13 protein-coding genes are annotated in these 18,093 nt (G+C 56.0%); 11 read left to right on the top strand and 2 right to left on the bottom strand.

The window, feature by feature from the left end; all coding sequences use genetic code 11:
• Window positions 1-114: 114 nt before the first annotated feature.
• The 7 genes from ACESLM_RS04535 (at window position 115) to ACESLM_RS04505 (ending at window position 10,029) form a co-directional block, all read left to right on the top strand.
• Window positions 115-1,122, top strand: coding sequence for a LacI family DNA-binding transcriptional regulator (locus ACESLM_RS04535; protein ID WP_372630187.1), 1,008 nt, complete (start codon window positions 115-117; stop codon window positions 1,120-1,122).
• A gap of 91 nt (window positions 1,123-1,213) precedes the next feature.
• Window positions 1,214-2,113 carry an ABC transporter permease gene (locus ACESLM_RS04530; protein WP_372630186.1) on the top strand — a complete coding sequence of 300 codons (900 nt, stop codon included), beginning with the start codon at window positions 1,214-1,216 and terminating at the stop codon, window positions 2,111-2,113.
• Window positions 2,114-2,139: 26 nt separating this feature from the next.
• Window positions 2,140-3,021 (top strand): carbohydrate ABC transporter permease, encoded by an 882-nt coding sequence (locus ACESLM_RS04525; RefSeq protein WP_372630232.1) that lies wholly within the window; start codon window positions 2,140-2,142, stop codon window positions 3,019-3,021.
• Window positions 3,022-3,141: 120 nt separating this feature from the next.
• On the top strand, window positions 3,142-4,806 hold the full coding sequence (locus tag ACESLM_RS04520) for an extracellular solute-binding protein (RefSeq protein ID WP_372630185.1): 1,665 nt from the start codon (window positions 3,142-3,144) through the stop codon (window positions 4,804-4,806).
• A 99-nt stretch (window positions 4,807-4,905) separates the two neighbouring features.
• Window positions 4,906-7,167 carry a GH32 C-terminal domain-containing protein gene (locus ACESLM_RS04515; protein WP_372630184.1) on the top strand — a complete coding sequence of 754 codons (2,262 nt, stop codon included), beginning with the start codon at window positions 4,906-4,908 and terminating at the stop codon, window positions 7,165-7,167.
• A 37-nt stretch (window positions 7,168-7,204) separates the two neighbouring features.
• On the top strand, window positions 7,205-9,691 hold the full coding sequence (locus tag ACESLM_RS04510; RefSeq protein ID WP_372630182.1) for a PfkB family carbohydrate kinase: 2,487 nt from the start codon (window positions 7,205-7,207) through the stop codon (window positions 9,689-9,691).
• Window positions 9,692-9,744: 53 nt separating this feature from the next.
• A complete protein-coding gene (locus ACESLM_RS04505) occupies window positions 9,745-10,029 on the top strand; it encodes an S-layer homology domain-containing protein (RefSeq protein ID WP_372630180.1) in 285 nt (94 codons plus the stop codon).
• A gap of 446 nt (window positions 10,030-10,475) precedes the next feature.
• Here ACESLM_RS04505 and ACESLM_RS04500 read toward each other — a convergent pair whose 3' ends face one another.
• On the bottom strand, window positions 10,476-11,627 hold the full coding sequence (locus tag ACESLM_RS04500; RefSeq protein ID WP_372630179.1) for a virulence factor: 1,152 nt from the start codon (window positions 11,625-11,627) through the stop codon (window positions 10,476-10,478).
• Window positions 11,628-11,821: 194 nt separating this feature from the next.
• On the opposite strand from ACESLM_RS04500, the gene ACESLM_RS04495 reads away from it, so the two are divergent.
• From ACESLM_RS04495 to ACESLM_RS04480, 4 genes are all read left to right on the top strand, one after another.
• Window positions 11,822-12,766, top strand: coding sequence for an MBL fold metallo-hydrolase (locus ACESLM_RS04495; protein WP_094042103.1), 945 nt, complete (start codon window positions 11,822-11,824; stop codon window positions 12,764-12,766).
• 23 nt (window positions 12,767-12,789) lie between these two features.
• A complete protein-coding gene (locus tag ACESLM_RS04490) occupies window positions 12,790-14,421 on the top strand; it encodes an ABC-F family ATP-binding cassette domain-containing protein (protein ID WP_372630178.1) in 1,632 nt (543 codons plus the stop codon).
• A gap of 150 nt (window positions 14,422-14,571) precedes the next feature.
• Complete coding sequence (locus tag ACESLM_RS04485) at window positions 14,572-15,447, top strand: cation diffusion facilitator family transporter (protein ID WP_372630177.1); 876 nt, start codon at window positions 14,572-14,574, stop codon at window positions 15,445-15,447.
• Between the two features lie 359 nt (window positions 15,448-15,806).
• Window positions 15,807-16,817: a C40 family peptidase gene (locus ACESLM_RS04480; protein ID WP_372630176.1), complete on the top strand. Its 1,011-nt coding sequence runs from the start codon at window positions 15,807-15,809 to the stop codon at window positions 16,815-16,817.
• 144 nt (window positions 16,818-16,961) lie between these two features.
• Here the strand turns inward: ACESLM_RS04480 and ACESLM_RS04475 are convergent, their stop codons facing one another.
• A complete protein-coding gene (locus tag ACESLM_RS04475) occupies window positions 16,962-18,077 on the bottom strand; it encodes an MGDG synthase family glycosyltransferase (protein WP_372630175.1) in 1,116 nt (371 codons plus the stop codon).
• Window positions 18,078-18,093: the final 16 nt, after the last annotated feature.

Below are 18,093 nucleotides of genomic sequence, written 5' to 3'. Positions count from 1 at the left end.
TGTAATTCAAATAGACAATCACGTGGATTATCGTTGACAGCCCAGCTTGAAAGCGTTTATAATCACCATATAAAAACGATTACGTAAACGTTTTTCTGAAAGGTGAGGGAACGGATGAAAGTCGGAATTAAAGAAGTTGCCGAAGCCGCGGGAGTTTCCATCGCAACCGTTTCCCATGTGGTGAATCATACGAGATTCGTGTCCGAAGAGACGAAATCGAAAGTGTACCGCGCCATGGAGCAGCTGGATTTCCGTCCTAACGCCGTCGCGCAAAGCTTGAGAAGCCAGAAGACCAACACGATCGGGCTGATCGTTCCGATGCTTCCATCCGACACTTCGAATTTTTTCTTCATGACCATCGCGCAAGGCATTCAGAAGACGCTGAGACAGTATGGGTATCAAATGCTGCTCAGCAACAACTCGACGGAAGAGCTCGAAGAGGAGAAGGAACAGATCAAGCTGTTCAATTCCAAGCTGATCGACGGGCTCATCATCGCATCCATAGCGGATGAAGCGAGCTATTTGAACGATACGGTACGCTCCCGTTATCCGGTCGTGTTTATTGACCGCAAGCCGGCAGGCTACTCCGGCGATTATGTATTGGCGGACGGATTCGGCGGTTCGTTGCAGGCGGTTCAAACCTTGTTGGAGAGAGGACATACCAGAATCGGCTTCATTACCGGGTCGCTGGGAATATCCACGAGCAACGAACGATTGGACGGCTACAAGAAAGCGCTCTCCGATCGCGGAATCGCATTCGATCCATCGCTTGTGAGAGAAGCCGTAGCGAGCTTCGAAAGCGGATACGAATGTGCGAAGGAGCTTCTTGCTTCCTCCGACATTACCGCTTTGTTCGTGGCCAATAACGTGTTGACTATGGGGGGGGTGTCCTACCTTCAGGAGCAAAGGATTAAAATCCCGGAAGAACTCGCGGTGATCGGATTCGACGACTATGATTGGACGAAGATTACGACTCCGCCGCTGTCGGTCATTCGCCAGCCTTCTTTTGAAATCGGCGTAAAGGCTGCGGAAGCGATGATTCAAAGAATCGAAAACCAGGAACATGAGCAAGGAAATGAGTACCGTCTTCCAACAACGTTGGTGTTGAGGGGTTCGTGCTAGCCGATCGTTTCATTTGAAGCTGGCACTCTTTTTTACTGCTTGATAAAAACGTTTACGTAAACGTTTCAACAAGGAATTGGAGGAGTTCGGAATGCGCTTGAAACGAATTCGGGTCAATTGGGAGCTTTATTTGCTGATGTCTCTTCCCGTGGCCTACTTCATCATTTTCCGATATATGCCCATGTACGGGGTCCAAATCGCGTTCAAAGATTTCTCCGCCGCCAAAGGGATCTGGGACAGCCCCTGGGTCGGGTTCGATCATTTTGTCCGGTTTTTCGAATCCTATAACTTCGAGCAGGTACTGAAAAATACCGTCTATTTGAGCTTGCTTCTGCTCGCCGTCGCCTTCCCGATTCCGATCTTTATTGCGCTTATGTTGAATCAGGTCAAGCGACAAAGACTCAAAAAATTCATGCAGACGTCCATCTATGCCCCCTACTTTATCTCGACCGTCGTTCTGATCGGCATGGTGTTCGTGTTCCTGTCCCCGAACAGCGGCATCGTTAATCATCTCATTGTGGCCTTCGGCGGCAAACCGGTCATGTTCATGACGGATTCCGAGTGGTTCAGACCGATTTACGTCTTTACCGAAGTGTGGCAGACGACCGGATTTTCTTCCATCATCTATTTGGCGGCGTTGGCCGGGATCGATCCGCACTTGCACGAAGCGGCCGTCGTGGACGGAGCAAGCAAATGGAAAAGGATTAGGCATATCGATATTCCCGGCATTATGCCAACGATCGTCGTGTTGTTCGTTCTGGCCGTTGGCAATCTGATGAACATCGGCTTCGAGAAAGCGTTTCTCATGCAAACGGACATCAACGTGGACGCTTCCGAAATCATACCGACTTACGTGTACAAAATCGGAATTCAACGGGCGCAATACAGCTTCTCCGCGGCGATCGGGCTGTTTAACGCCGTCATCAATTTGATTCTGCTGTTCATCGTCAACCGGGCGGTTAAAAAAATGAGCGGAAACAGCTTGTTCTAAGAGAGGAGTGAACGGACTTGCTTACCATGAAAAGAAAATCGACCGGCGACGTGCTGTTCGACATCGCCAACTATACGCTTCTCATCGGATTTACGCTCATGATCTTATACCCGCTTTACTTTATTCTGATCGCTTCCTTCAGCGACCCGAATCGGGTCGGCACCGGCGATGTCTGGTTGATTCCGCAAGGAATCACGTTCGAAGGGTATCAGCGGATTTTCGGCGACGGCGCGATCTGGACCGGGTATCGGAATTCTCTGCTGTATGCGGCGCTGTCGGCGTTCATCGGCACTTCGCTGGCCATCATGGCCGCTTACCCGTTGGCGCGCAAGGATTTCTACGGCCGAAACGCGTTCATGCTCTTCTTTGCGATCACCTTGTTTTTCAACGGGGGCCTGATTCCGACCTATCTGCTTATCCGGAACATGCATCTGATGGATACGATCTGGCCAGTCGTCATGCTTCCCGCCCTGGACGCTTTCGTCATCATCATTGCCAGAACGTTCTTTCAAGGTCTTCCCGAAGAAATCCGCGAATCGGCCAGCATGGACGGATGCACGAATTTGCGGTACATCTGGAGCTTCGTTCTGCCGTTATCGAAGCCGATCATTGCCGTGCTCGCCCTGTTTGCGATCGTAAGACAATGGAACGGTTTTTTTGACGCTTTGATTTATCTCAAAGACGATGCCAAGTACCCGCTTCAGTTGATTCTGAGAAATATTTTGATTCAAAACCAGCCTACCGGAAATATGGTGTCGGACATTCAGACGGCCGTCGAGCAGCAGCGGATCGTGGGATTAATCAAATACGGCGTAATCATCGTCGCTGCGCTTCCGCTCTTGATTCTGTATCCGTTCCTGCAGCGTTATTTCGTTCAAGGGGTGTTCATCGGTTCGGTCAAAGGCTGAGAACGAAGCGAATCCGGGCACTATTTAAGGAGGTGATTCTCTCCTGAGTGAAAACCGCGCAACATAAGCAGGACCGGTTTTTGCAATGCGGCAAGCCAATAAAAGGGAGGTTTTTGAACAATGAACAGAAAAACGTCATTCGGGTTGGCAATCCTTCTAGGTTTGACCTCGGTACTCTCCGCATGCAGCGGCAACAGCAACAACAACAACGCATCGCCTTCGGCAAGCGCAAGCGCCAAACCGTCCGCAAGCGCATCGGCATCCGAAACGAATGATGCCGGCCAATTCCCACTTAAAGACAAAATCACTTTGAAGGCGTTCGCGCACCGACCGTCGCTCGCACCGGGCGACTTCAACACGCAGCCTCTTATTCAAGAGCTTGAGAAAAACACGAACGTTCACGTCGAATGGGATACGACCGTAGACAACGACTATATCGAAAAGCGCAATTTGCTCCTGGCGAGCGGCAGCCTTCCCGACTTCTTCTTCAGCGGTCGTTTCTCGGATACGGAGCTGCTCCGATACGGCCAAGACGGCACGCTCATTCCCCTTAACGATCTGATCGAGAAGCATATGCCGAACCTGAAGTCGATCCTGGACAGTCGGCCGGACATCAGAGCGTCGATTACGGCGCCTGACGGCAATATCTACGCGCTGCCGCAAGGAGAAGAACTCGGCTCCGGGCAGGAAGAGATCGGCGCGAATCCGGACTTCCTGTACATCAACAAAGAATGGCTTGACAAGCTGAAGCTGCAAATGCCGACGACAATCGACGAGTTTACGGCCGTATTGAAAGCATTCAAAACGGAAGATCCGAACGGCAACGGCAAACCGGATGAAATTCCGCTGACGTACATCGACAATTTCTGGACCGGCGATATCGGCGTTCTGTTCGGGGCGTTCGGTGTGCCGGACAAGACGTATCGTCCGAACAATCCGACGTTTATCGATCACCTAAACGTGGTGGATGGGAAAGTCTCCCTCTCCGCTCAGCAAGAAGGCTTCAAGCAAGCGACGTCTTATTTGCACAATTGGTTCAAAGAAGGTCTAGTAGACCTGGATGCGTTCACGCACGATTATGATACGTACTTCGCCAGAGGCAAAACGGAAGACGAAACGATCGGCGCCTTGATCTGGTGGGACAAAAACGACGTTGTCGGTCCCGAAAGAGGCGAACATTGGGTCATCGTGCCTCCGTTCAAAGACATGGTTGTCAAATGGAACAACGGCGGCGGGATCGGCCGCGACGGCGCGACCATCACGAGAAATAACAAACACCCGGAAATTACGGCGGCATGGCTGGATTCCTTCTACGAGCCTGAGATGGCGGCGCAAACCCGCTTCGGCCCGACCGGCGTTTGGTTCGACAAGGACGCCGGCGGCAAGCTGATTCAGAAGACGGTAGAGAACCCGGGCGAGTTCAGACAAAAATCTGCGGTCACGAACGGCATCGGTCTTCTCCTGTCCGGCATGGAGGACAAAGTCGCTTTTGTCGAACCGCGAGCCCAACAACGTATTGACGACAGTGTCAACTATTACGTTCCGCAAATGGAGGACGAAAAGTTCCCGAACCTCTTCTTCAAACCGGAGGAATTGGAAGTCATCGATCGTCTGAAGCCGGATATTTCCGCCTACATCAACAAAATGCGGGCCAAATGGCTGCTTAAAGGCGGTGTTGAAAAAGAGTGGGAAGAATTCCAGAAAACCTTGGACAAAATGGGGGTCCAAGATCTGCTGAAAGCCCACCAAACCGGTTACGACCGTTATGTAGCCGCTCAGAAATAATAGATCCAATTGGAGTCTCGGGAAGACCGGCCGGAACGGATATCGTCTGTTCCGGCCAGTCTCCTATTATTCTCGTACGGCATAGAACAGGAGGAGAAGGTGTTGCGAGCAGAACGAGAAGAGCAATCGTTGATCGCATACTGGCCGTTCGACGAAGGTCAAGGAAACAAGGCAAGAGACATCGCGTCGGGCAGGGAAGACATCATTGAATTTGCCCTGAGCAAGGGACGGTTTCAACCGCCGCGGCATCCGGTTTGGCGTCCTGGAATATCCGGAACCGCCCTGATCTTCGACGGATATTCCACCTCTATTCGCCGTTCGTCCGGCGAGGTAGGGAAACCGGCCGACGGATTGACGATTTCCGCGTGGATTGCGCCGCGTACCTATGACATCGACCATGATCATCGGCTTTGCCCCATCGTGAACCAGCATAATGGCGAGCTTCGGCAAGGCTACGCGTTCGGGCTCTACAAACACGGATCCTGGTCGTTGCAGCTTGGGCTCGGCAACGAATGGGTCGAAGTCTGGTGCCATGACCGGCCGATTCCGAAAAACCGGTGGTCGTTCGTGGCCGCAACCTACGATACGAGTACCGGCACGTTGAAGCTGTATCTCAACGGAGAAGAAGCCGCCAGTCTGACGCATCCGGCGTCGGCAAGCATTACGCCATGCGAAGCCGATTTGCTCGTCGGGCGCCATAACGAAGAAGCGGTATTGGCCGGGCCTTTCATCAAGCATCACTTCGACGGTCTCATGGACGAACTCCGGATTTATTCCAGAAGCTTGCAAGGGGAAGAGGTGCTTCGCCTATTTCGGGATGCGCTGGAACCCTATGGCGGTCGAATACCGGAAATTCCGCGGGAGGACCTGACAATCCCGCGTGAACTGTTCACTCCGGACCGGCACCGGCCCCAATTCCATCTGAGCCCTCCGGGCCATTGGATGAACGAGCCCCATGCTCCGATCTATTATAACGGCCGCTATCATTTGTTTTATCAGGCCAATCCGAAAGGCCCGTTCTGGCAATCGATCCATTGGGGGCATTGGGTGAGCGAGGATTTGATCCGCTGGCGGGACCTGCCGCCGGCGCTCGCGCCCGAACCGGGCATCGATCCGGACGGCATATGGTCGGGAAGCGCAGCGCCGGACGAGAACGGGGTTCCCGCTCTCTTTTATACCGCAGGGGACTTCGGCAAGACACCCGATCAATGCGTAGCATTGGCGAGGAGCACGTTTCCGGAAGACGGGGATTTGGACTTGGTCCGGTGGACGAAACGTCAGACGCCGCTTGTCGAGTTGCCGCAGGACGACGAAGCGCTGCCCGGATTTTTCCGCGATCCGTTCGTATGGAAGGAAGACGGGCGCTGGGTCATGCTGGTCGGCGGCGGTCTGGTCGGACGGGGCGGAACGGCCTTCGTCTACGTCTCCGATAACATGGAGGATTGGGCGTACAAGGGCGCGTTCTTCGTCAGCGACTATACGAAGCACCCTCATCTGGGAACGGGATGGGAGTTGCCGGTGCTGCTGCCGTTGAAACGCGGCGGGATGGAGACGGGCAAGCATATCTTTCTGATCAGCCCGTGGGGTTCCGGGGCGAAGATGACCGTGCATTATTGGATCGGAACGTATGACGCGAAGAACTTCCGGTTCGTTCCGGACGATGAAGGGCCGCAGCAAATCGATGCCGGGGACTTCCACTTCTCGGGCCCAAGCGGGATGATCGATCCGATCACGGGACGGTCTTTGCTGTTCACGATCGCTCAAGGTGAACGCACGCTCGAATCGGAGTACGACAGCGGATGGGCCCATGGCGCGGGAATGCCGGTTTCGCTTCACTTGCGGGAAGACGGTCGGCTGGGAATTGAGCCGCTCCGGGAGATCGAGCATTTGCGCGACCGGCTGCTGCTTTCGCTGTCAGAGGTGTCCCTGGAAGAAGCGAATCGGCGGCTGGAGAGTATTCTCGGCGATCGGTTGGAAATCGAGCTTATCTTCCGAGAGAGCCCCGCGAACCGTTACGGCGTGTCCGTTCGTCGTTCGCCGGGAGGCGAAGAAGAGACGATCCTCTATTACGATCGACTTCGGGAACGGTTCGGCGTCGACCGGAACCGTTCGACGCTGGATCCGAGAGAACGGCCGACCGGCGTACAAGAAGGCGCGCTGGAATTGCGGGGCGAGCCCCTGCGTCTGCGGATCTTCGTCGACCGCTCTCTGATCGAAGCTTATGCGAACGGATTGAAGAGCTTGACGACCCGATCTTATCCGTCCCATAGGAACGCAGAAGGGATTCGACTGTTCGCAGACGGGGAGCTATGGATCGAATCGCTGCGGATTTGGAGCATGCAGCCGATTTTTCAACCGTAACCTCCCGTAGAAACTAGAAAAAGCAGGTGGTGGAGAGATGTTGGATGTTGCGTCGCTTGGAGAAGTATTGATCGATTTTACGCCCTCCGGCTCGTCCGATAGCGGCAACGCTCGATTCGAGCAAAATCCGGGCGGGGCGCCCGCCAACGTGCTGGCGGCGTTATCGAAATGGGGAAAACAAACGGCTTTCATCGGCAAGGTAGGCGATGATCCGTTCGGCCGTTTCCTGACCGACACGCTGGAAGCTTGCGGCATAGAGACGACGGGCGTTGTCCGTACCGACGAGGCGAGCACTACGCTTGCTTTCGTTCATTTGGACGAAAGCGGGGACCGGACGTTCAGCTTCGTACGGAACCCGGGTGCGGACAGGCTTCTTAACGAAACGGATGTCGATTATACGATCGTGGAAAAATCGAAAATTTTTCATTTCGGCTCGATATCCATGACGCACGAGCCGGCGTCAACCGCGACGATCAACGCGGCCATCTTCGCCAAAGCGAGCGGGGCGGTCGTGTCGTTCGATCCCAATCTGCGAATTCCGTTATGGAACAATCTCGAACACGCTAGGGAGAAAATCCGAATCGGATTAACCTATGCGGACGTGCTCAAAATTTCGGAAGAGGAGCTTGAATTCATCTCTGGAACAAACGATCTTGTTCGGGGGTCTCAATATATCCGCCTCCATTACGGCGTGCGTATCGTTCTGGTCACGCGAGCGGAGAAAGGCTGTTATGTGCGCAAAGGAGACATCGCGTTCTCCGTTCCCGGATTTCCGGCGGAAGCGGTGGATACGACCGGAGCCGGAGACGCTTTTTGGGGCGGCTTTCTATATCAACTGCTGGAAAGAGACTGCAGGATCGACGACCTGGGCGAAGACGAGCTTTACGCCATGGCTCAGTTTGCCAACGCGGCCGGCGCCCTTGCCACGAAGAGGAAAGGCGCGATTCCGGCGATGCCCGCATTAACGGAAATAGGAGAGATCATGTTGACAGCGAATTCGCAAACGACACAAGAAAAATACCGGCCTCAATTCCACTTCAGTCCTTCGTCGGGTTGGTTAAACGATCCGAACGGGCTCGTCTATTTCGAAGGCGAATATCATTTGTTCTACCAGCACTATCCCGATAAAAACGTATGGGGTCCGATGCATTGGGGGCATGCGGTAAGCCAGGATCTGGTTCGTTGGGAGCATCTGCCGATCGCAATGTCGCCCGATCGCAACGGCATGATCTTCTCCGGCAGCGCCGTCGTGGATTGGAACGACGCGAGCGGCTTCTTCGATGGCGGACACGGCCTCGTCGCCATCTTCACGCATGCGGATACGTATCCGGGAACCGTCTATAACGAGGACAATGCTTACGTGATCGACGGAAAGAGAGTAGCCGAACGGCCGAGGCAGCGCCAGAGTCTCGCGTTCAGCAAGGACAAAGGCCGAACGTGGACGATGTTCGAGGGCAATCCGGTGCTTGCCGACGTTGAAATCACGGACTTCCGAGATCCGAAGGTAATTTGGCACGACGCCGGCAAGCAATGGGTGATGGTGCTGGTCGCAGGCGACCATGTCCGATTCTATGCGTCCGTGAATTTGAGAGATTGGACATACACCGGCGAATTCGGAGCGGGGGAAGGTTCTCACGCGGGGGTGTGGGAATGCCCGGATCTGTTCGAGCTCTCCGTCGACGGCGAAACCGGGAATGCGAAGTGGGTGCTGCTCGTCAGTATCGGAGATAACCCGACATACCCCGAAGGCTCTCGAACCCAATATTTTATCGGCCATTTCGACGGACGTACGTTCACGAGCGACCTGGAGCCTGAAGAGATCCTCTGGATGGACTGCGGACGTGACAACTATGCCGGCGTCACTTGGTCCGATGTCCCCGAGAAGGATGGACGCCGTCTCCTAATCGGATGGATGAGCAACTGGAAGTACGCAAACCAAACGCCGACGGCGGAATGGCGCAGCGCGATGACGATCCCGCGTTCGCTCTTTCTGACGAGGACGGCCGAAGGAATTCGTCTTGTCTCGATGCCAATCGAAGAGCTCGGCGAATTGCGGGGAGAGCCGGTATCGCTGCCTTCCGGGACCGTTGTGTCGGGAGAGCGCGCGCTGTCCGGCTTGAGCGGGAACTGTTATGAAATAGAAGTGGAATTCGCGTGGGAGGAAGATACGGCGGAGTTCGGGCTGAAAGTTTGCCTTTCCGATCGGGAGGAGACAGTGATCGGTTATGAGACGGCTTCGGGTTTCCTGTATATCGACCGTACCCGTTCGGGCGAGTCCCGCTTCCATGAGGCGTTCCCGTGCAAACACGGCGCTGTCGTGCAATCCGCCGGTAACCGCTTGAAACTCCGCGTGTTTGTCGACCAATCTTCCGTCGAAGTGTTTGCCGAGGATGGGCTTCTCGTGCTGACCGACCTTATTTTTCCCGATCCGTCCAGCAATGGGGTGTCGCTATACAGCAAAGGCGGGGACGTGCAAGTGAGTGCCTTCGTCTATCCGCTGAAGTCTATCTATTCCCGGTTGTAACAAATTATGAAGCGATTGTTCTCTCTACCTATACGGAGGCAAGATCGGTATAGATGGAGAGAACAAACTCACTTAAATGGGATACCATCACTCGTCAAGAAATGGCGATGATCCTGGTAAGAGCGTTCGAGTACAAAACAGGCAAACCTGTCCCAGCTTCGGTCGATGCATCATTTACGGATGGAGCAAATATCAGCCCATGGGCTAAAAATGCAGTCAGTGCAGCGGCTGAACTCGGTCTAATCCAAGGCAGAGGTAACAAGCAGTTTGTACCGAAAGGACATGTAAACCGTGCCGAAAGCGTACAGGTGATTTCGAAGCTGCTTGCCGTAAGCTAGAGCAATTCAAGGGCGGAAACGACGGAGCGCGCGAGGTTGCAGAGAGGAGGGCCGTTGGTCCGCTTCCATTGTTGAAAGGGACTGGGGGGACGGGATAGTTTTGGGCGGAAAATCCGCGCTAATTTTGTCGAATGGGGAAGGTGAGCAGAAATAGAGCGGGAAATCCGCTTTAATTTCTCCGAAACAGGATAATCGTGGAATTAGAGCGGGAAACCCGCATTAAATCGCTCGAAAAAGGTGCGGCAGCGAATTTAAAGCGGATTTTCCGCTTAAAATCATCAAGGCGTGTACGCTTACCTGAACGGATCGAGCTGGACAGCGCTCTGGCGGATCGAGCTGGACAGCGCTCTGGCGGATGTTGCTGGAAATGACGGTTCGGACGCATTCACCGACTTCAATAACGGGCAGCTTGCCCGTTATTTCTTATCTGCCCTATGCGGCGAGTCTTACTCGCGCTCCTGCTCGCGCTCCTGCTCGCGCATGCGAGTCATCTGCTGCCAGACGGAGCCGGCGGCTTCTTCGCCGCGCTCGATGCGGGCGACCGCCATCTCGGCTTGCAAACGCACCTCGAATTCCGTTTCGCTGCCCGTTGTGCGCCGAAGCGCCTCCAGCGCCGTTTCGTCGCCGGCCTCGTACAGGAATCTCGCCGCGCGCCAGCGGACGAGCTTGTTGGAGTCCTCCAGCGCTTCGATCATCGGCGCGATCGCGATCGGGTCGCCGATGTCGGACAACGTGTCTCCCGCAGTCCGGCGAACGGAGCCGGAGGAGTCCTTGAGAGCCTCGAACAGCAGCGGGAACGACTCGGGCGTACGCAAGTCGCCCAGATAGACAACGGCCAGCCGCCGCACCGACATCTGGCTGTCCTTCAAAGCGCGGGCTACCACCGGCAAATCCTTCGGTTCCGGCTTCAGCCGCTCCAGCGCCGCGTAACGCTCGCGCCAATCCTGCGAATCGAGCGCCTTCATCACCTCTTCCCCGCTAAGCGGAGCGGGCGGCTTCGGCGGCGGCGCTTCCGGTCCCGCGGCTTTGGCCTGCTCGATCAAGTCGCGCAGCCGTGCGTCGGAGTAGGCCGCGTCCAACTCCCGGCCCACCTCGTCGAGCACTTCCTGCGGTTCGCCGTAGCGCACGCCCAGATCCTCGAGCATCCGCTCGCGGATCATTGTCGCGCCGGCGGCTTCCGTAACGGCCGCGGAGAACCGTTCGGGCATCGCCGCGCGGAATTCCTGGCCGCCGCTGCGTACGCGGATCTGGATCGGAATGCCGCGGTACATCTGCACGCGGACATGCGCTTCGCCGAAACCGGCCGCATCGACGGCGCCGGACAGCGAGCCTTCCGCCGCGACGCCGAAAGAGGCCTTCACGCCGTCGAGAATCGCCGCCCAGTCCGCGTTAGCGCCTTTGCGGTCGATGGCCAGAAAGTCCGCCGTCTGGAACACGCTTTTCACGCCGGGAATGTCCAGCAGTTTGGCGATCAGCGGCGGAGGGACGGGCTTGGAATCTTTGCTATAGTTCAATTGAACGCCGGGGTCGAGCCGAACATCCACGTTAAGCTTCATCGTATTCGGACTCGGGGTCGGCTCGATAGACAACAGTTTCATGTCATTCGCCTCGCTTTCCTACCTCCACAATACCGCAAATGCCGTCAAAATGCCAAGAATGGGAAACAGCTCGCTGCCGTGCTCCCCATTCGCGCTGTCTTTGACCGAGAATAGGAAGTCATTTTCGCCGCAACCTTGGTACAATTCGGAGTTTCCTGCTATAGTATACATGAGCACATCATCGGAGGGATTTCATGCTTAGAAGACGCTTCGGCAACTTGGACTCCGTCGGTGCTGGCAAAGCATCGCTGGATCAATTCGACCGTTGGCGTGAGAATCGGATTCGCAAACTGCGCGACAAGACGGGGTACGAGAAGTGCGTTCCCGGCGTGGAGCCGGACCTGAGGTTTCTACAGCATAATCGTCGCGAGCCGTCCGTGACCTGGATCGGCCATTCGACCTTTCTCATTCAGATGTCGGGATTAAACATCGTCACCGATCCGGTGTGGGCGCGCAGAATGGCATTCCAGAAGAGGCTGTCGCCGCCCGGAATCGAATTGTCGGACATGCCGTCCGTGGACGTTGTGCTGATCTCCCATGCCCACTACGATCACCTCCATGTATCTTCGCTTCGAAGGCTGAGAGGGCCGAAGAAAATGATCGTGCCCGCCGGTTTGCGGAGGAAGCTGCTGTTGAAAGGTTTTTTGCAAGCCCAGGAGCTGCATTGGTGGGAAGATACGTCTTTTCACGGCGTGAAGTTCACGTTCGTTCCCGCCCAGCACTGGACCCGCCGCAATCCATGGGACATGAATACTTCCCATTGGGGAGGGTGGGTGCTTGAGATCGATCACGGACCGACGATCTATTTCGCCGGCGACAGCGGGTATTTCCGCGGTTTCAGCGAAATCGGCCGCAAGTTCGATATCGACGTCGCCCTGCTTCCGATCGGGGCTTACGATCCCGAATGGTTCATGTCGTCCCAGCACGTAAGCCCGGAAGAAGCGCTGCAAGCATTCTTGGACCTGAAGGCCAAATATTTCGTTCCCATGCACTACGGCGCGTTCAAGCTGTCGGACGATACTCCCGAGGACGCCTTGCAGAGGCTGGAGGCGGGAAGAGCCAAGTTGGGCATTCCGGAGGAGAAGCTGCTCCTGCTGCACCACGGCGAGACGCTGCGTTTTGAAAGCATAAACCCATAATAAGAAAAGGATGGATCAGACTCATGATTACCGTATCCGGCGTTAGCCTGCGTTTCGGCAAGCGCCCCCTGTTCGAAGACGTCAACATCAAATTTACGCCCGGCAACTGCTATGGCTTGATCGGCGCGAATGGAGCGGGCAAGTCCACGTTCCTGAAAATTCTGTCCGGCGAAGTCGAATCTTCCTCCGGCGAAGTCCACATCACTCCGGGCGAACGCTTGGCCGTCCTGAAGCAGAACCATTTCGAGTACGACGAGTTCAACGTGCTGGAGACGGTCATTATGGGACACGAGCGTCTGTACAAGGTGATGAAGGAGAAAGACGCGATCTACATGAAGGAGAATTTCTCCGACGAAGACGGCATGCGCGCCGGGGAACTCGAAGCGGAGTTCGCGGAGATGAACGGTTGGGAAGCCGAGAGCGAAGCAGCCGGCATGTTGAACGGCCTCGGCATCACGACCGACCTTCACGACAAAAAGATGGCGGAGCTGAGCGGCAACGAGAAGGTCCGCGTCCTGCTCGCGCAAGCGTTATTCGGAAGCCCGAACATTCTGCTGCTTGACGAACCTACCAACCACTTGGACTTGGATTCGATCAACTGGCTGGAAGAGTTCCTGTCGCGCTACGAGGGCACCGTTATCGTCGTATCCCATGACCGTCACTTCCTGAACCAAGTATGTACGCACATCGCGGATATCGATTTCGGCAAAATCCAGATGTACGTCGGCAACTACGATTTCTGGTACGAGTCCAGCCAATTGGCCCTGAAGCTCGTTCGCGATCAGAACAAGAAGAAGGAAGACAAGATCAAGGAACTGCAAGAGTTCATTCAACGCTTCTCGGCGAACAAGTCCAAGGCGAAGCAAGCGACGAGCCGCCGCAAGCTGCTCGACAAGATTTCGCTGGACGACATCCGTCCGTCGAATCGCAAATATCCGTTCATCAACTTCAAGCCCGAGCGCGAAGTCGGCAAGCAAGTCGTTACGGTCGAGAACGTCTCGGCAACTATCGACGGAGAGAAAGTGCTTAACGGCGTGAACATCGTCGTCAACAAGGGGGACAAAATCGCCCTCGTCGGCCCTTACGGCCACGCGAAAACGCTGCTGTTCCAGATTCTCGCCGGAGAGAAGGAACCGGACGAAGGTACGGTGACCTGGGGCGTTACGGCGACGAAAGCTTATTTTCCGAAGGAGAACTCGGAGTATTTCGACGGCGTGGAGCTGAACCTCGTCGAATGGCTTCGCCAATACACGAAGGACCCGGACGAATCGTTCATCCGCGGCTTCCTGGGCCGTATGCTGTTTTCCGGCGACGAGGCGCTTAAGAAGGCTTCCGTTCTGTCCGGAGGAGAGAAGGTTCGCTGCATGCTGTCCCGCATGATGCTGACGAACGGCAACGTGCTGCTGCTCGACGAGCCGACGAACCACTTGGACCTCGAATCCATTACGGCGCTCAACAACGGCTTGATCGACTTTGACGGCCCGATCATTTTCACCTCGCATGACCATCAGTTCATGCAGACGATTGCCAACCGGATTATCGAGATTACGCCGAACGGCGTCATCGACCGCTTGATGACGTTTGACGAATACTTGGAGCATCCCGAAGTTCAGGAGCTTCGCGCCAAGCTGATTCCGGAAGAAGACAGAAAATAACCCGCGACGCTTGCCGGATATCCGGCAGGCGTTTTTTTTGCAAGACGGGGCAGGGCGCATGACAGGTTTCAAGCGAGGATCGAAAGGGAACACTGTTGCGATGAAAGTAGAATAGATTGACTGAAGCAGCTTAGGAGGGGAGGAGGCGAGGTGGACGTATACGGCGATATCCGCAAAGGGGAAAAGGGAGCCTGGGTCAGCATAACGGCGTATCTCATACTCTCTTCCCTGAAGCTGGCGGCGGGATGGCTGTTCCATTCCGAGGCGCTGACCGCTGACGGATTCAACAACGTCACCGACATCGTCGCTTCGGTCGCCGTATTGATCGGGCTGCGCATCTCCAGAAGGCCTCCGGACGCGAATCATCCCTACGGCCATCTAAGAGCGGAGACGATCGCCGCTCTGATCGCCTCGTTCATTATGGCGACGGTCGGCTTGCAGGTCGGGCAGGCGGCGATTCTTAAGCTGTGGCGCGGCCAGTTCGAGGTGCCGGATTGGAACGCGGGCTGGATCGCTCTGGCCGCCGCGGCCGCCATGCTGGCGGTGTACGGCTATAACGCCCGGCTGGCCAAACGCATTCGCAGCCAGGCGCTGATGGCGGCCGCGAAGGACAATTTCTCCGACGCCCTTGTCAGCGTCGGCGCCGCGGCGGGCATCTTCGGAGCGGCGCTCGGGGTGGTCTGGCTGGACGCCGCCGCCGCGATCGTCGTGGCGCTGTTAATCTTGAAGACGGCCTGGGAAATTTTCTGGTCGGCGACGCACGACTTGACCGACGGCTTCGATGCGAAGCAGCTCAGGACGCTGAGAGGCGTCGTCGAGCGGACCGAAGGCGTTCGCGGGATCAAGGACATCCGCGCCCGCATTCACGGCAGCACCGTGCTCGTCGACGTCATCGTGACGGTCGATCCGACGCTGTCGGTCGTCGACAGCCATCGGATCAGCGATACGGTGGAGCAGCGGCTAAGGCGCAAGCGCGATATTTTGAACGTGCACGTGCACGTCGAGCCGGAAGAAAGCATGATCTGACCCGGTTATCGGAAGGGAAATCCGGGATGATTTCCTGATTGTTCCTGGGACTAACGAATCGATCTATCCCTTTTTATTCCTCCTGAAGATACATTTTCGCCAAGGCGGCCGCTTGATAGCGGCTTTTTTTCTTATATCTGGTCCTAATTAATTGGTAAGTTCGGGAAAAATAATCGGTTCCCGACCCGCGGCGTAAGCGCTTTTGCGGTCCTCGGTCCCATGCGCGTCTGAATCGGCTTGCCCATTGAAGGTCCCATTTGTTGGGTGTATGGGCCGATGGAAGGCTTTGGGCGCGCCTCTATAATGAAGCAAGTAAGGGCTTTTTGTCCTTAACGCCGAATCTAGAGGAGGACTGCATAATGAAGTTTAGGCGAACGTTGATGAGTCTCTTGGCGGCGATGATGGTATGGGGGAGCTATCCTTATTCCGAGGCGGGCGCGGCAACGGTCACGACGGGCACGATCCAGTACGGGGTGAACTTCCGGACGACTCCGAGCACTTCGTCTTCGGTGGTGCGAATGATCGGCAAAGGCGAGGAAGTCGTCGTCCTAGGCCAGTACAACAGCGCATGGTATAGGGTTCAGGACGTATTCGGCACGATCGGATACCTATCCACGGACAGCAAGTATTTGAAAATAAACGAGCCCGTTCAGGCGCCGTCCGAAGGCGGCGGAACGGTCGGCGCGAACGCCAGCATCGTGGCGAGCGTGTCCTTCCGCACCGGCCCTTCGACGAGCGATTCCCGCATCCGCTATTTGTCCAAGGGCGAGCAGGTGACGGTGACGGGACAATATAACTCTTATTGGTACGAGGTAAAAGATTCGAAAGGCCAGACCGGTTACGTAAGCACGGATACCCAATACATCCGGGTGACGGGGCAGATCGGGGGCGGGGGGCCGTCCCAGCCGACTCCGCCGACCAACGGCGCGGGCAGCCAGATCGAAGCCGTAATCGCCGCCGGCATGAACTATCTGGGCACGCCTTACGAATACGGCTCCAGCCGGAACGACACGAGCACGTTCGATTGCTCCGATCTCATTCGCCAGATGTTCAAGGACGCGCTCGGCATCGTCCTTCCGGCTGATTCCCGGGGACAAGGCGACTACGTGAGGGACAAAAGCTCCGTGACGACGGATTGGCGCGAGCTGAAGCGCGGCGATCTGATGTTCTTCATGGACTACAAGGGAACGAGCGCTTCTCTCTATTCCGGGAAAAAATCGTTCTCCGACAAGATCAGCCACGCGGCGATCTATCTCGGCGACGGCAAGGTGCTGCACACGTACTCGAAGGATTCGGGCGGCGTCCGTACGGACAGCATTGCCGGCAAGCATTGGGAGTACCGCTTCCTCTATGGAGGAAGCGCGTTGTAAAGGACGATACTGATGGATGCGGCGATCCTCTTCCTGAAGCGGCGCCTGCGCAATAGAGCAATCCGTCTGATATCGAAAAAGGCTCGGGCTTCCTGTCGGAAGATCCGGGCCTTTTTGGCTGTTCTGCAGCCGTTGCCGGAAGCGTCACTTCATCAATGAGAGGACGGCCTCCGAGCATTTGGCGGGATTGTATTCGGCATTGCGAAGCGCAAGCAAGGCGTCGCGGTGTTGTCCGGCCGCATACGGCTCCTGGATGAGGCGAAACCAGCGGTCGATCGTCTCGTTGGTCGTCATCAGCTCGCCGAACCCGTGCTTGACGAAATACTCGGCGTTCTCCTCTTCCTGGCCGGGAATCGGCTCGTAGAACAGCATCGGAATGCCCTTGGCCATTCCTTCGGTGCAGGTCATGCCTCCCGGCTTCGTCACGAGCAGGTCGGAGACGTCCATCAGCTTGCTGATCTCTTTCGTAAAGCCGAGCACATGCACGTTCGGATGCTGGAATCGGGTATCGGAGAGCAGCTTCTCCCGGGCTTTTTCGTTATTGCCCATGCATAGAATAAGCTGGATGCGGTCGGCGTAGTTGGCCATGTACTCGACGAGCTCTTCGCCGTATAGCAGCCCCCATCCGCCGCCCATAATGAGAACCGTGGGCATGTCCTGCAAGCGGAACTGGGACAAAATCTCGGCTCTATCGTGCGGATGCCAGAAGTTCGGATGGACCGGAATGCCGGTCACCTCGATGGCTTTGGCCGGGACGCCGCGGGCGATCAGCTTGTTCCTGACGGCCGGCGTGCTGACCAGATAGGTGTTGACCTCCGGGTTCGTCCATGTCGCGTGCGCGTCGTAGTCCGTAATCAGCGTATACAAAGGGACGTCCAACCCCAGTCTCTTCAGTCGGCTGACAACGGCGTTGGGAATCGGATGGGTGCAGACGATGGAATCCGGCTTGAGCTGCCGGACGACGTCCGATACCTGATTGTAGAAAATACGGTGCAGCGCGAATTGCGTGACCCGGTTCAGCGATTTATGATAGCCGCTTCGGTACATTTTCCCGACGAGCTTAGGCTGTTTGCTTACGGTTTTGCGGTAGGCGGACAAGATCAGCGGGCCTATGACGGGGTTTAGAAAAGTGCCAAGCTCGATGACCCTCGTCTGAATCTTGGGCGAGAGCTGGCGCAGCCCCATGGCAAGCGCATACGCGGCTTGCGTATGTCCCGTACCGAAACCTTCGGAAAGCAGCAGAACTCTCTTTTTACGCATCAGCAATAATCCTCCA

The sequence above is a fragment of the Cohnella sp. genome (assembly GCF_041641335.1).
GTDB lineage: Bacteria > Bacillota > Bacilli > Paenibacillales > Paenibacillaceae > Cohnella.
This window is presented reverse-complemented; position numbering and strand designations above follow the sequence as displayed.